General features: G+C 45.7%; 15 protein-coding genes. 9 read left to right on the top strand and 6 right to left on the bottom strand.

From position 1 onward, the window contains the following. The first annotated feature begins 12 nt into the window (after positions 1-12). The 9 genes from alr to WC227_00150 all read left to right on the top strand — a co-directional run bounded on the left by alr (position 13) and on the right by WC227_00150 (position 7,508). Positions 13-1,149, top strand: a complete 1,137-nt coding sequence (alr, locus tag WC227_00110) for an alanine racemase (protein ID MFA6963108.1) — start codon at positions 13-15, stop codon at positions 1,147-1,149. A 9-nt stretch (positions 1,150-1,158) separates the two neighbouring features. After that, positions 1,159-2,235, top strand: coding sequence for a D-alanine--D-alanine ligase family protein (locus WC227_00115; GenBank protein ID MFA6963109.1), 1,077 nt, complete (start codon positions 1,159-1,161; stop codon positions 2,233-2,235). Then, on the top strand, positions 2,235-3,059 hold the full coding sequence (locus WC227_00120; GenBank protein ID MFA6963110.1) for an alpha/beta hydrolase: 825 nt from the start codon (positions 2,235-2,237) through the stop codon (positions 3,057-3,059). The genes WC227_00115 and WC227_00120 overlap by 1 nt, the downstream gene beginning before the upstream one ends. A 7-nt stretch (positions 3,060-3,066) precedes the next feature. Then, positions 3,067-3,963, top strand: a complete 897-nt coding sequence (locus tag WC227_00125) for a DMT family transporter (protein ID MFA6963111.1) — start codon at positions 3,067-3,069, stop codon at positions 3,961-3,963. Beyond that, positions 3,960-4,226: a chorismate mutase gene (locus WC227_00130; GenBank protein ID MFA6963112.1), complete on the top strand. Its 267-nt coding sequence runs from the start codon at positions 3,960-3,962 to the stop codon at positions 4,224-4,226. The genes WC227_00125 and WC227_00130 overlap by 4 nt, the downstream gene beginning before the upstream one ends. 65 nt (positions 4,227-4,291) lie before the next feature. After that, positions 4,292-5,245 carry a DUF475 domain-containing protein gene (locus WC227_00135; protein ID MFA6963113.1) on the top strand — a complete coding sequence of 318 codons (954 nt, stop codon included), beginning with the start codon at positions 4,292-4,294 and terminating at the stop codon, positions 5,243-5,245. Continuing rightward, a complete protein-coding gene (locus tag WC227_00140) occupies positions 5,242-6,105 on the top strand; it encodes an EamA family transporter (protein MFA6963114.1) in 864 nt (287 codons plus the stop codon). Before WC227_00135 ends, WC227_00140 begins: the two co-directional genes overlap by 4 nt. Beyond that, entirely contained in the window at positions 6,102-6,719 is a 618-nt protein-coding gene (locus WC227_00145; protein ID MFA6963115.1) for an HD domain-containing protein, read from the top strand. The genes WC227_00140 and WC227_00145 overlap by 4 nt, the downstream gene beginning before the upstream one ends. After that, positions 6,720-7,508, top strand: a complete 789-nt coding sequence (locus tag WC227_00150; protein MFA6963116.1) for a DUF1653 domain-containing protein — start codon at positions 6,720-6,722, stop codon at positions 7,506-7,508. It begins immediately after the preceding gene. Positions 7,509-7,557: 49 nt separating this feature from the next. Here WC227_00150 and WC227_00155 read toward each other — a convergent pair whose 3' ends face one another. From WC227_00155 to WC227_00180, 6 genes are all read right to left on the bottom strand, one after another. Next, on the bottom strand, positions 7,558-7,716 hold the full coding sequence (locus WC227_00155) for a hypothetical protein (GenBank protein MFA6963117.1): 159 nt from the start codon (positions 7,714-7,716) through the stop codon (positions 7,558-7,560). Between the two features lie 144 nt (positions 7,717-7,860). Beyond that, entirely contained in the window at positions 7,861-10,191 is a 2,331-nt protein-coding gene (gene ppsA / locus WC227_00160) for a phosphoenolpyruvate synthase (protein ID MFA6963118.1), read from the bottom strand. Positions 10,192-10,212: 21 nt separating this feature from the next. Beyond that, entirely contained in the window at positions 10,213-10,656 is a 444-nt protein-coding gene (locus WC227_00165) for a regulatory protein RecX (protein ID MFA6963119.1), read from the bottom strand. Positions 10,657-10,711: 55 nt separating this feature from the next. Then, on the bottom strand, positions 10,712-11,725 hold the full coding sequence (gene recA / locus WC227_00170; GenBank protein ID MFA6963120.1) for a recombinase RecA: 1,014 nt from the start codon (positions 11,723-11,725) through the stop codon (positions 10,712-10,714). A gap of 77 nt (positions 11,726-11,802) precedes the next feature. Then, a complete protein-coding gene (locus WC227_00175) occupies positions 11,803-12,510 on the bottom strand; it encodes a helix-turn-helix domain-containing protein (GenBank protein ID MFA6963121.1) in 708 nt (235 codons plus the stop codon). A gap of 4 nt (positions 12,511-12,514) precedes the next feature. Further along, the gene (locus WC227_00180; GenBank protein ID MFA6963122.1) at positions 12,515-14,803 is read right to left on the bottom strand and encodes a DNA translocase FtsK 4TM domain-containing protein; all 2,289 of its coding nucleotides are present in this window, start codon (positions 14,801-14,803) and stop codon (positions 12,515-12,517) included. Between the last annotated feature and the right edge of the window lie 136 nt (positions 14,804-14,939).

Raw genomic sequence — 14,939 nt, forward strand, 5'->3', positions numbered from 1 at the left:
TTGGGGGTTATAATGAAAATAAATCATGAAGGTATTAGGACTTGGGTTGAAGTTAACACCGAAGCCCTGAGGACTAATTACAAAACTTTTCGCCAATTAATCGGGCCAGAGTGCAAACTGATGGCAGTGGCCAAGTCCAATGCCTACGGACACGGCTTGACCGATTATTCGACCGCAATGCAGGACTTGGGCGTTGACTGGATCGGCGTCGATTCGATCACCGAAGGGCTAAAACTTCGCAAAGAAGGAATATTTAAGCCAATTTTGATTTTGGGTTATACCCTGCCAGAAATGCTGATCGAGGCCGCCGCCAATAATATCTCAGTTTCCATCTCTAGCCCTGATCAGATAGCCTCGCTCCGAGCGTTGAAAACTGAAAACTCCAAGCTAAAGATTCATCTCAAAGTTGATACGGGCATGCACCGACAGGGATTTTTTGTCGAAGGAGTAGAAAAGGCTCTTGGCGAGATCAAGAAGATGAATAATGTCGAGCTTGAAGGCATTTTCACCCATTTTGCCGCCGCCAAAAACCCAGCTTTCCCAGCCGAAACTCGCGGACAAATCATGGAGTTCAAGGAAGCAGTTAAAATCGCGCATGAATTGGGTATGAAGCCGATCCGCCACGCCGCCGCAAGTTCAGGCACAATATTGTTTCCAGAATCTCATTTCGACATGGTCAGAATCGGTATCAGCCTGATGGGACTTTGGCCCTCAAAAGAGGTGGAGGCATTTGCTGGAGAAAAAATAAAATTGGTGCCAGCGCTTTCCTGGAAAACGATCGTGGCTGAGACCAAGAATCTCAAGCGGGGCGACCGAGTCAGCTATGACTTTACCGAGACCTTGCACCGTGAGAGCAAGATCGCCATACTACCGATCGGTTATTGGCACGGTTTTCGCCGCAATTTGTCCAGCATTGGCAGTGTAATTATTGACGGTCAATATGCCAAAGTCTTGGGACGAGTCACCATGGATATGGTTATGATCGACGTCACAGAAATCAAAAATGTGAAATCTGGCGACGTTGTCACCTTGATTGGCAAAGACGAAAGCGCCGAGATCACAGCCGAAGAGATGGCATATCTTTCTGATACTTCTTGGTACGAGACAGTGACTTGCATCAACCCATTAATTAAAAAATTTTATATTTAGGGATTTGAAATGGAAAAAATCAGAATCGGTGTACTATTCGGCGGGAGAAGCGCAGAACATGAGATCTCACTGATCTCCGGATACAACGTGATGAAGGCCCTCGATCATACAAAGTATGACATTTTTCCGATCGGAATTTCCAAAACCGGCGAGTTTTATCATTTTGCAAACGATGCAATTTTAAATATAGAAAGTCCGACGACTGTAACGCTAGCTACAGGCGGTGAAGAAATTTTCTTTAGCGTCGGAGGTTTCTACAATCCGAAAGCTCAAGCCAAGACAACGCTTGACGTCGTTTTCCCAGTACTCCATGGCACCTATGGCGAGGATGGCACGATACAGGGAATGCTTGAGATTATGGACCTCCCTTATGTCGGGACGGGCGTCCTGGGGTCGGCTGTTGGAATGGACAAAGACATCATGAAGAAGATTCTTCGAGATGCTGGCATTACGATTGGGAAATTCCTGACTGTAACCAGTGCATCAGAGATAACCTTCGAGAAGGCAACAGAAGCTCTTGGCCTACCGTTATTCGTCAAGCCAGCCAACGCTGGCTCCTCTGTCGGTATCAGTAAAGTCCACGATGAATCTGAGTATATGACAGCGCTGGAGGAAGCTTTCAAATTTGATAACAAAGTCTTGGTCGAAGAGACAATAGTGGGCCAAGAAATCGAAGTATCTGTGATGGGCAACGAAAAGCCAGAAGCCTCCCTTCCCGGCAAAGTCACTCCAACCCATGAATTTTATGATTATGATGCAAAATACCTGGACGAAAACGGCGCTACATTTGAGATTCCCGCCAAACTGTCAGACCAAGAGATTGCCAATGTTCAAGAAGTGGCGATTAAAGCTTACAAAGCCCTATCGGCCGAAGGTATGTCTCGAGTCGATGGATTCTTGACGCCCGAGGGGAAATTCATGATCATCGAGATCAACACGATTCCTGGCTTTACCAAGATCTCGATGTACCCAAAACTTTGGGAGGTGTCTGGTCTTCCCTACTCACAATTGCTGGACAAACTAGTGAAGTTGGCGATTGATAGAGCAGAAAAAAGAAATGAGATTCTAACTAATTATTCGCTCTGATGCCAAAAGCCAAGGGTCTTGATGGAACTGAGATTTGTTATGATATTGACCGCCAGAAAAGTGACTGCTTTCTATTCTTCGTTCACGGTGCCGGCGGTAGTCTAAATGTTTGGAAAAAAGAACGGGAGTATTTCAGGGACAAAGGCCTCTCGACCTTGGCGATAGATTTACGAGGCCACGGCCTCTCCGACCGTCCAACAAAAGCAAAGGACTATACTCTAAAAAAATTTGCTGAAGATATAAATACGGTCATCGGAATCGAAAGCATCACGGAGTTTATCCTTGTCGGACACTGCTTTGGTGGCATGATAAGCGTAGAATTCCATAAGCTTTTCCCGAATATGGCCAAGAGTTACGTCTTGGTCGGGACTGGCTCGAAGGCTCCACAAAAATTGAGAGTGGTTCGAACTTTTGGCTGGCCGATCCTTCTGGCCCTGAATATCTTATTGCGGCTCCGGAGCTGGTTGCCGTCAAGAGGCAAGGATCACAGAGAAAGTTTTGACAAATTCGTCGGGACAAGTGATTGGAATTTGATGCGAATTTATTCTGATATTTCCCACACTTCATTTCATTCTTGGCTCTACACGTACGAAAACCTGGCGAACTTCGACGGCACAAATATTTTGAAAGAGATTACCGTTCCAGTTTTGATAATTCAGGGGGAGAATGACCAGATTTTCACTCTAGATTGTGCAAGGAGAACAAATTCTCTGGTAAGCACCTCCGTCCTTGACGTTGTGCCTGGTGGCAACCATATCACGGTCATAAACGATCCAATCATCCTGGCGGAAAAGATTTACACATTTTGCAAAAAAATAATTTGAGATTTAGATGAAAATTAGTAAATATTATTGGTTTGTAATATCTGGCGCAACGCTATCTGGCCTAGTAGTTTTTGGCGGTCAAGTCCTGTCGAGCTTTGGCTTATCGCTCGCCGAGATATCCATCATCCCGTTTATCATTTCTCTCGTCGTCCTAATCCCAGTCATCGTGTCCAAACGAGGATGGAAAATTAACAAGCAGTTTCTGCCATTAATGATTTTTTATGGATTTGTAGAGGCGATAATCATATTATGCGAATTTGGTGCCTTGAAACTCGGGGCATCAGTGGCTACTACTGTATTTTTGCTCTATACTCAGCCACTTTGGACAATGATTTTTAGCTCTGTAATCCTGAAAGAGAAGATTTCTCGACAAGACATTTACGCTTGTCTGCTGGTGCTAGTAGGTATCTTGCTCCTGGCCAACCCGCTCAAGCTACAGGGAGCATTGCCTGGAATTATAGTAGCGCTGGTAGGTGGGCTCGGACTGTCGGGTTGGGTGGTACTCGGAAGCTACGCATCGAAGAAGAATATCCCGCCATTGAGCACATATTTTATAAGCCGTCTCTTCATGCTGATATTTCTCTCGGCTATATTTTTCATAATGCCAAGGTTTACGCAGGAACAGGAAATTATTGGCTGGGGACTCAACTTCAGCATTTACGTTTGGCTGGCAATAGCGCTATTTGGAATTGTGGCGGAACTATTCAATAATCTTTGTTATCTAAAAGGCGTCGAAAAAGTTCCAACCATGAAAGCTGGGATTATTATGCTCTTGGAGCCGATTGTCGGAGCTATTCTGGCCACGATCTTCTTGCATCAGCCAATGACGCTTGGAATAATAATTGGTGGCGCTCTGATACTATCTGCGAACTATCTAGTAATTAGGAAAGAAGACGCAAAATGAATTTGGAAGAATTACGAACCGAAATTGACAAGATCGACGGCGAAATAATTGGATTTCTGGCTAAACGTTTTGAAATTGTCGGAAAGATCGGCCAGATTAAAAATGAACAAGGCCTGCCAGCGTATCAGCCAGAGCGCGAAAAAATGGTCTTGGAAAGTTTGAAGGGGAAAGCTAGAAGATTAGAGATTGAAGATAAATTTATCGATGATTTATACGAAATAATTTTCGCAGAGTCTCGGAAAATTCAGTCGGGCAAAAATTAGAGCTAGATTGATCAAATACCATTTTTGGAGTAATTTTAGAGTAAATAGAAATTAACGGGAATATTATGGAAATACTAAACATAATTCTAGTGATCGGCGGACTCTGCCTTTTCGAGACGATCTCGAGCATCGATAACGCCATTATCAACGCTGAAGTTCTGACGACGATGGGCCAGCGGGCAAGAAAATGGTTTATGTCGTGGGGATTAATTTTCGCTGTATTTGGTGTACGCGGTCTCCTGCCCTGGATTATCGTCTGGGCAGTCAATCCATACCTTGGCCCAATCGGAGCGCTGACCGCTACCTTTAGCTCTGACCCACAAATTAAATTAGCGATCGAACTATCTTCTCCGATGCTGTTAGCGGGAGGCGGTATTTTCTTGGTCTTTCTATTCTTCCATTGGCTCTTTCTCGAGGAGAAAAACTTTGGCCTGCCAAGGGCAGAGCAGTTTTTCATGCAAAACGGCGTTTGGTTTTACGCTCTTATCTCCATAATCCTGACAGTCGTTGTGTCTATGACAGTCAAGGAAGATCCCATGCTAGCTCTTGGAGCGGTAGTTGGATCGACAGCCTTCTTCATCACTCACGGCTTCAAACAAAATGCTGAAAGAAGCGAAGCGAGTTTGATGTCCAGAAACAACGGCTTATCGGATATTTCCAAAATTCTATATCTTGAGATTATCGACGCCACTTTCTCGGTCGACGGAGTACTCGGCGCCTTCGCCTTCACGCTAGCTGTTCCTCTGATCTTACTTGGTAATGGTGTTGGCGCATTGGTGGTCCGACAGTTGACCTTGAACAATATCGACAAGATCAAGAAGTATATTTACCTCAAAAACGGAGCGATGTATTCTATCCTAATCCTCGGTGCAATCATGCTCTTTGACGGCCTTGGAGCTGAGATTCCACAATGGCTCTCTCCTGTCTCAACATTCGCAATTGTCGGGTACTTCTTCTATAGATCCAAAAAAGCAATTCCTGCCATGACGCCTCCTCCAGTCATGACTCAAGCCATATGAACTCTCCTATTTTGCTGGCTCTCCTGGCGCTAATATTACTCGGACTTTCGAGCGCTTTTGCCAAGAAACCGACCGACAAAATTGGAGCGACAAAAGTGATGATCTTCCGTGGTCTGTTTAACGTAGTTATATTGGGCGTAATTCTGATTTTCAATTTTCCGTCCTCATTTTCGTGGACAGATCTGCCAGTTGCGATACTAATTTCCGCCCTTGGGTATTTCCCCCTGCTCTTCTTCCTCAAGGCTCTCAAAGTCGGGAAAATGGGAATTGTCAGCCCAGTTTCCTCTTCGTACGGGCTGATTACGGCATTATTGGCGGTCGTCTTTTATCATGAAAAATTAAATGGGCTTCAGCTCTTTGGCATTCTGGCCGTTGTGATAGGAATCATTCTAGTTTCAATCAACTTCCGTGATTTCAAGAATTCGCATCTCTTTGACCGACAAAGCGGTATCGGCCTAGCGCTATTGGCCGCGCTACTTTGGGGAATATATTTCTTTCTGATCAAGATACCGACCCAACATTTCGGGACATATTTCACCTCGTTCTTGGTCGAGGCAGTAATATTGATTTCCGCCTTGGTCTCGCTAATATTTGCCAAAGAATTTGATCTCAAATTGCCTGATCGTATGACAGCTTCATACCTATTCCTAGTTTCGATCACCGTTTCAGTTGGGGTATTGTTCTTCTACCAAGCACTCAACACCGGCTCGGTCGCGATTGTATCGGCGATCGGCTCCTCGACTCCCTTGATCGTAACTCTATACGGTGCTATCTTCATGAAGGAACGACTCAAACTTCAACAATACTGTGGTATGGCAATAATATTAATTGGAATAATCGGATTGGCAGTTACAAAATGAAAAATAATATTGAGAAAATTTTTGACTTCCTCAGGACTTCTGAAAGATTGAAATATACCAAAAGATGGAAGAATACTCCGAGTATGGTGAACAAAGAAACAAGCGCGGATCATTCATGGCATTTGGCGCTGCTGCTTATCGTGTTGACCGAAGAAAATGATTTCAAATTGGACGTCCATAAGGCCCTGAAAATGGCTCTGACCCATGACCTCGTCGAAGCAATCGCCGACGATACAGACGCCTCCTTGATCCATTTCGGTATCACCACCAAAAAGAAAAAGTACGAGGCTGAATTAAAGGCTATAGAAGAAATAAAAAAGATGCTACCAAGCAAATCAGGCAAAGCCATGTACGATCTCTGGATGGAGTACGAAATTTCTGAGACGGAAGAATCAAAATTTGTGAAGGCTCTCGATAAGATCGAGGGCATCAACCATATGCTTTGCGAAACAGACAAATGCTTTGATACACCAGATTTAATAGCCCCTTATCCGAGAGAATCAGTCGAGAAATATCCTGCTCTAAAATATGTTTACCAAGAGCTTCTCAAGCGTCTTAAGCCTGAATACAAAAAGCATAAATGGGAGTGGAAAGATTCTTACAATATCGAATAGATGAAAAGAGAATTGAAGAAAATCTTAGATTTCTTGGTCGAGACGGAGAAGCTGAAACTCATCGAGCGGATTCCCGTCCTTTCCGACAAGATCCGTCGTGAGAATGATGCTGAACACTCTTGGCATCTGGCTTTGATGGTGATGGCCCTCAAGGATAAGTTGGGGCTCGATTTTGATCTCGAAAAAGCGCTCCAGATCGCCCTAGTCCACGATCTGCCAGAGATTTATACCGGTGATACCTGGCCGTCAGACGAAAAAGAGAAGAAGGAAAAATCAGAGAAAGAAAAATTATCAGCCAATAAAATCTTTGCTCTTTTGCCCGAAGAGGAGTGTGAAAAGTTCACACAACTTTGGCAAGAATACGAAGACGGAAAAACTATCGAAGCCAAAATCGTCAAAGCTCTCGACAAGATCTGCTATTCGATGCAATTTTCAATCTCCAACAATATTGTCTACTTCGACAAGGACTCAGGCCATACACGGCGCAAGGAATACGCCGAACCGCATCTGCAATTTAATGAAACTTTGACAGAAATTTTTGATTATTTCTCCGAGAAAATCAATCAAGAACCTCAGCCAGCAATTAAACCTGGCAAATATAGGCATTTCAAAGGGAATCATTATCGGGTCATCAGCACGGGCAAACACTCAGAAACTGGTGAAGAGATGGTAGTCTACACTCCTCTATATCAATCAGAGACCAAGATCTGGATTCGTCCCGCCTCTATGTTCTTTGAGGAAGTTGGATCGAACGGTCAAACCACCAAAAGATTTACTTTTTTGGGATAAATTTTCTCCAAATAAAAACGCCTCGATGCAATATCGAGACGTTCGGTTTTTAGGGTCCAGAGATCTGGAATTGGCCTTCGTGATACAGGCCCGATCTATCATTCCACCAAGCGACGATGACATTCGGAGCGTCACCAGGCCCCAGATAGACGACTTCCGGTTTATCCGGTCGATGGTCCGCCAAAGCAGGTCCGCTGAGCTGATCCACAAGATGCATGCTGGGCAACTCGCGAACCCTGTACGGTGGTTGTTGCGGTAACGCCATGGTAATTTCCTCCGTTAGTATTTTCATAACACAAAAACTGGCTCGAGTCAAAGCTCTGAGCCAGTTTTTTCGAGAGATTAGATTTTTCTAGCGATCTATGATGTTACCGAGTAATATTCTTTTTTCGACTGAAGCAATGACTTTGCGGGTCTGGAAGACGACATCAGGAGTGACAGAGACGGAGGTCGTACCAGCGCGTACCATCATCTCGGTAATTTCAGGATAGACGCTTGGCGCTTGACCGCAGATCGAGCAAGTAACAGAGTGCTTACGACAAGTCTTGATGATATATTCGAGCGAAAGCCTGACGGCTTCGTCGCGTTCATCGAAGATCTTGGCCAATGTCTGATTGTCACGATCAACCCCGAGAGTAAGCTGGGTCAAATCGTTGGATCCAATAGAGATGCCATCAATGCCGAGGGCAATGAATTTTTCGAGCAATATGACGTTGGAGGGGATTTCGCACATCATCCAGATTTTGAAATCTGGCCCCTGCTTCAACCCACCCTTTTCAATTAATTTCATGCACTCTGCCATCTCGGTAGTGGTGCGGACGAAAGGAATCATAATCCAGAGATTCTTCAGATCAAATTCCTCGCGAACCTTCTTGATTGCCTCAAGTTCAAGTGCGAACATTTCCGGCTCAGCGATATATCGAGAAGCTCCACGATAACCGATCATCGGATTGTCTTCGACAGGTTCGTATTTCTCGCCGCCCTTGAGCCCGCGATATTCATTGGTTTTGAAGTCGGTAGCACGATATACCACCGGACGTGGCGCAAAAGCGCCAGCGATCGTCTTCAAGCCGTCTACAAGGGCTTGGACATAATCTTTGCCTCTCCCATCGGCTACCATTGCTTTGGGATGCTCGCCAATGTTGGCAATCATAAATTCTGCGCGGAGCAATCCAACGCCGTCGACTGGTAAGGCAGCCACCTTTTCGGCCATTTCTGGCTCTCCCAAATTGACATAAACTTTGGTCCCAGTGATCGGGACTTCTTCGACGAGCGCTGAGCCCTTGGCGGATGCATCCGCTGGGCCAGGGACAGGGGCTGAAGCGACTTTGACGTTTCCCTTGTAAACCAATCCCTTGGCGCCATCAACTGTGATCATCTGACCAGTTTTCAAAGTAGAAGTAGCTGTGCCAGTGCCAACTACACAAGGAATGCCAAGTTCGCGTGAAACGATGGCGGCGTGACAAGTTCTGCCACCGGTATCGGTCACAATGCCCTTGGCTTTTTTCATAGCTGGGACAAAATCTGGGGTTGTCATTTCAGTCACCAGTATGTCGCCCTCCATCACTTTGTCTATTTCGGTTGGTTTGTGGATTATCTTGACTGGGCCAGAAGCTGATCCCATAGAGGCGGCCGCACCATGAAGAATGACCTCTAGTTTGTCGGCAGTTTGGGGTTGGGAGTCGGCAGTTTTTTCTCCTGACTCCTGACTTTTGACGCCTGACTTTCCTAGTGTCGTGATTGGACGAGATTGAACAAAATAGACCGTGTCATTCTCTATCGCCCATTCTGTATCCTGAGGCTTGCCGTAATGTTTCTCGATTGCCATGCCAATCTTGGCTAACTCTAGGATTTGGTCATCGGTAATCTTCTGTTTTGATTGAAAATCCTTGGCGACCGAAACATGTTTGTCCCCGCCATCCTTCTTGTGAACAATCTTCCAAGTCTGAGTATTGACCTCCTTGGCCGAAATCTTGAATTCCTTCTTGTCGACGATATAACGGTCAGGTGTGACCGAGCCAGAAACGATCGCCTCGCCAAGCCCATAACCCGCTTCGACGATCAAGTGGTCCATGTCTTCGTCAACTGGATCGACAGTGAAGAGAATACCTGATTTCTCTGACTGAATCATGTTTTGGACAACAGCACAAAGGCCGACCTTCATATGGTCGAATTTGTTAATCAGACGATAATAAATAGCACGAGCCTCGAAAAGAGAGGCGAAGCACTCGAGAACTGCTTTGGCGACTTGGTCTTTGCTCTGCATATTGAGAAAGGTAGCTTGCTGTCCAGCAAATGAAGCCTCTGGCAAATCTTCGGCCGTGGCGCTAGAGCGAACAGCGACCGCGAAGCCACCAAGTTTGGTGTATGAGTCTTTGATCTCTGTCTCAAGATCCTTGGGTAGTGGAGTCTTCAGCATCAACTTCTTGATCTCCTTGGACACAACATTTAGCTTCTTGTTGTCCTCGGGATTGAGACCCTTCAAATACCCGGTAATTTTATTTTTAATTCCTGTCTTTTCCAGGTAATAAAAATAGGCTTGGGCTGTGACGCAAAAGCCTTGTGGAACGGGAATCCCCGCTCGAGTCATCTCGCCAAGATTGGCGCCCTTGCCACCTACCTGTGGAATAAAGCTCTTGTCGATCTCTTTAAACCAAAGAATATTTGCCGATTTCTTGGCCATAACCCCTCCGTTTTCTATAATTTAAAATTTTGTTTTTTCTAATACACTTTTGATCGTGCCGTAGTCAAATCCTCGAGCCATCATAAAGCGGATTAATTTTTCTTTGGCGTTTTCTTTGGATCCGTTCTTCTTGATCCACCGTTCAACTAATTCGCCAGCTCTTTCGCTCTCGTCCTCCTCTGACACTTCAGCTAGACCTGCTTTGATCAAAGCATCATCTATCTTGAGGCACTGCAATCGAAATTTGATTCGAGTCGTTCCGCGCCCCATATTTTGCTGGCTTCTGATATAGCTGGAGACAAATCTCTCGTCATCAAGCAATTTCGTCTCTTTCAACTTTGCGATGACCGCTTCTGTCTCATCCGCAAAAAACCCCTTCAATTTCATCTTTTGTCTGACTTCACCCTCACTCCGGTCACGGATTTTTATCAAGTTCAGGGCGTAATTTAGCGGCGAATATTTCATATCCTCTAACTCCTCTCCTTTTCAAGGAGAGGTTGGGTGAGGTTAATGTTGAATTTTAATTTTGCTTGTCGGACTCGACTTTGTCGGCGGCTACTTTTTCTAGAATTTTGGCTTTGATTTCTTCAGTGATCTTGGGATTTTGTTTCAGAAATGCGCGACCGCCCTCTTTGCCCTGGCCTAGTTTCTCGCCATTGTATGAAAGCCATGATCCGGCTTTGTCGACAATGCCTTTGTTGACTCCCAAATCCAAAACTTCACCTTCATAATCAATTCCAGTGCCGAACATAATATCGAATTCGGCCATTTTGAAAGGCGGAGCAACTTTGTTTTTCACTACCTTGACTGTGACGTTGTTGCCGACGTTATCATCTCCCTGCTTCAAGGTCGCTTTGCGGCGGATGTCGAGACGGACTGAGGCATAAAACTTGAGCGCGTTACCACCGGTCGTCGTCTCAGGATTTCCGAACATGACACCGATCTTCATACGAATCTGGTTGATAAAGATAAGAATGGTTTTGGATTTGCTAACAGCGCCAGTCAACTTGCGAAGTGCTTGTGACATTAATCTGGCCTGGACACCCATCATAGAGTCGCCCATCTCACCTTCAATTTCAGCACGTGGGACAAGAGCTGCTACTGAGTCAACTACGATAACGTCAAGCGCGTTTGAGCGTACCAGAGTTTCGCAAATTTCCAAAGCCTGCTCGCCATTGTCTGGCTGGGAAATTAGAAGATCGTCGAGATTGACACCGATTCTCTTGGCATATTCAGGGTCAAAAGCGTGTTCAGCATCAATAAAAGCACAGTATCCGCCAGTTTTCTGAGACTGGGCGATGGTGTGGATCGCAAGTGTTGTCTTACCGGATGACTCTGGACCGTAGATTTCGACAACTCGTCCGCGTGGCAAACCGCCAACGCCAAGAGCCAGGTCAAGCGATAGGGAGCCAGTCGAAATGGCGTCAACCTTGTATGAACCAGTGTCAGACATGGTCATGATTGCACCCTTGCCGAACTGCTTCTCAATTGTCAGAAGTGCAGATTTGAGCGCTTCATTCTTTCCCAACTCCATATTTGATATTTGTTTTTCTTCTTTTGTTGCTTCCTTCTTGGCCATGGCAGTCCTTCCAGTCTTAATTTCTCTAAATATTATTGATTTGTGTTCAAATTGATAAGCGCCGTTTTGGGTTTGTATTCGATTGTCAAAACTTCGCTTGTTTGCTTCTTGGCCTTATTGACCGCCTCGACTTTGATCACATTGACACCTTTGTGGAGTTTAACATCGCTGATGAAGTGGCCGTCATTGGTAATCGGAATAACCTCCTGATTTATCCGAAGAACCGCGTCGATATCAGCGACGCCGGCGATTTCGATGCTGTCGTCTTCAAAAATCTGGTTGTTGCCAGGAGAAGTGATCTTCAAATCTGGTGTACCGGCAAAACCGCGAACCTGGTAGCTGATATAACCAAAAAATGCAGCAATCAAAACAACCGCAGCGACATAGCCTAGCAGTTTCGGGGTAATCAAAATCGGCACATCTTTGATTGTTCTTTTGTATGATAAATTATGAACTGACTCTTTTTTGTACAGTTTCTTCTCTCGGTCGAAAAGACCGAGTGCTTCGCTCACATTTAGACCAATAAATTTGGAGTAGGCCATCACAAAACCGCGGACATGGACAGACGAAGGAAGGTCACCCCAATCGTCCTTCTCCAGCGAAACGAGATATTTTGCCTTAACTTTTGAGCCGGTTTCGGCTTCCTCGATCGAGATATTCTTTGATTCGCGACCACACTTAAGCATCTCCCCCAGGGTCAAATCAGTCGCCACTTTTCTTTTTGAAAAACCTTTTACCATTGTGTTAAATCTTTTCGTCCTCTGGATAATCTTTGGAACTGTCATAAGTGCTACGGTATTCCGGTGTAAATCCGGTCGAAACCTGGCTCATCCCGCCTCCAGACATTTCGTCGACCAAAACATCACGAGGCTTGGCGCCGTCTGGCGGTCCGATCACTCCGTTCTCCTCTAGTATATCGAGTAATCGTGCTGCTCTGGCATAGCCTACCTTAAGCCGACGCTGGAGTAAAGATGCGCTTGCCTTGCCAGCCGCTACGACAGTGTCGACAGCATCATTGTATAGGTCATCCTCGCTTGCTCCATTGACTGAATTGCCGGATGATCCGTTGCGGCTAGCCCCAAAATTTGTGACTAGCTCATTGTACTGTGGCTCTGCTTGATCCTTTAGGAATTTTGTTACTTCCTCAATCTCTGGGTCAGAAACATAACAACCCTGGATACGTCGAGGCTTCTGGCCAGCGGCCATGTAGAGCATATCTCCGAATCCAAGTAATTTCTCAGAGCCAGAGACGTCCAAGATTGTGCGAGAGTCAACTTGGGAAGCGGTAGCAAAAGCAATTCTCGATGGGACATTGGCCTTGATCAAACCTGTCAAAACGTCAACTGAAGGGCGCTGGGTCGCGATAATCAAATGCATCCCAGTCGCTCGAGCCATTTGGGCCAAACGAACGATCGAGCCTTCAACTTCTTTGGCAGAGGTTGCCATCAGATCGGCCAACTCATCGATAATAATTACAATGTAAGGCAATTTGCCCTCTGGCCCCGGATCAGAGTTGTAGGCGATAATATTGCGTTTGCCCAATTCAGAAAACATCTTGTAGCGTCTTTCCATCTCCCAGACAGCCCATTTTAGCGCAGAAACCGTCTTGTCCACCTCAGTGACTACAGGAGTTAGAAGGTGCGGGATACTATTGTATCCAGTCAATTCAACACGCTTCGGGTCAACCAGAAGGATTTTTAGCTCCGCCGGAGAATTGTTGTAAAGCAGAGTCACGATGATAGTGTTGATACAAACTGATTTGCCCGAACCTGTCGCACCAGCGATCAGGATATGGGGCATTTTCTCGAGATCTATCGCTACCGGCTCCCCGGCTACGTCACGACCAAGAGCTAGAGCAAGTTTGCTCTTCACGGCCGAGAATTGAGGTGCGTTCAAGATTTCACGCAGTGTAACTTTGGCAGAAACCTTATTTGGGATTTCGATACCGACGGCGTTCTTGCCAGGGATTGGCGCTTCGATACGGATACTCTTGGCAGATAGCGCCAGAGCCAAATCATTCTGTCGAGCCACAATTTGATTTAATTTGACGCCCTCTTTTGGCTTGATCGTATATTGAGTCACAGTCGGGCCTACATTGGCATCGCCCAAAGTAATATCCATGCTGAAGGTCTTGAGACAATTTTGGATCGCCTCGGCGTTTTTGTAAATATTGCCCGGATTCGCAACCTCGTCTAATTCTTTCAAGATTTTAATATCTGGGTATTTCCAAGCTACGCCAGGTTTGGCTGGGGTCTTAGGCGTGCGGTCTTCGGCAATTTCGAGAACTTGAGCGCGATTGACTTCCTCAAATTTGGGTGGTTTGCGGAAACCAAATCTTCTTCTAACGGCCTCAAAGACAGAAACTTTGGCGCTTGGCTGAGCCGCCTGGGCGCCGCTGTTGTTGATGTTGAGCTTGGGCCCAGTCTTGGCCTCTTCGCCCTCCTCCGACCGCTTGACGCCAAAAAGCTCCAGGATGGAAAACCCGAAGATCATAATAAGCGAGATCGCAATGAAAGCGACTGTGAGTAAAAATGTCGGGAAAAGACCGATCGCTCCCCTGAGAGGTCCAGAAATCAAATTACCAATTTCTCCGCCATAACCGCCCCTGGCGGCTACTTCCTTGGAGATATCGACGGGGATGAATAGATGGAGGAAGGTCGGTAATGACAATAGAAGAAGGAAAATTCCGAAGAATTCAGCAACTCTGTAGCCGATTTTGCCCTTTTTGTCCTTCGGAGGGACCATCAAACGATATGCGACGAATATAAATGAGATATCGAAGACAACTCCGCCGAATTTTCCAAACAGCCTGTAAATCACATTGGACAAGCCTTCGCCGATCGAGCCGGCTCGGCCGAAGAATCCAAGGAGGATGGTGACGCCAAGAATTAGCATTAGGATCGAAAAGATAAGCCGCCAAATTTCTTTGGGCAAGCCGAGAGACCAATCGAAAACAAAATTGCCCCATTCGTCTTCCCTCTGATACCAGCGTCTGGTTGGTTTGTTTTTTGGATGAATTCTTTTTCTGCCCAATTTTCCCTCTTTGTGCACTCTATTATTTTTGAAAACTTTCCAGCATAACAACAAATTGGAATACCGAGTGCATTCTCCTTTAATTATAGATCAAAGCAAATCTCAGCGCAACAAAAAGGAACTGTATTCCTACAGT

The organism is Patescibacteria group bacterium (assembly GCA_041671645.1).
Classification (GTDB): domain Bacteria; phylum Patescibacteriota; class UBA1384; order XYA2-FULL-43-10; family 1-14-0-10-43-13; genus JBAZBD01.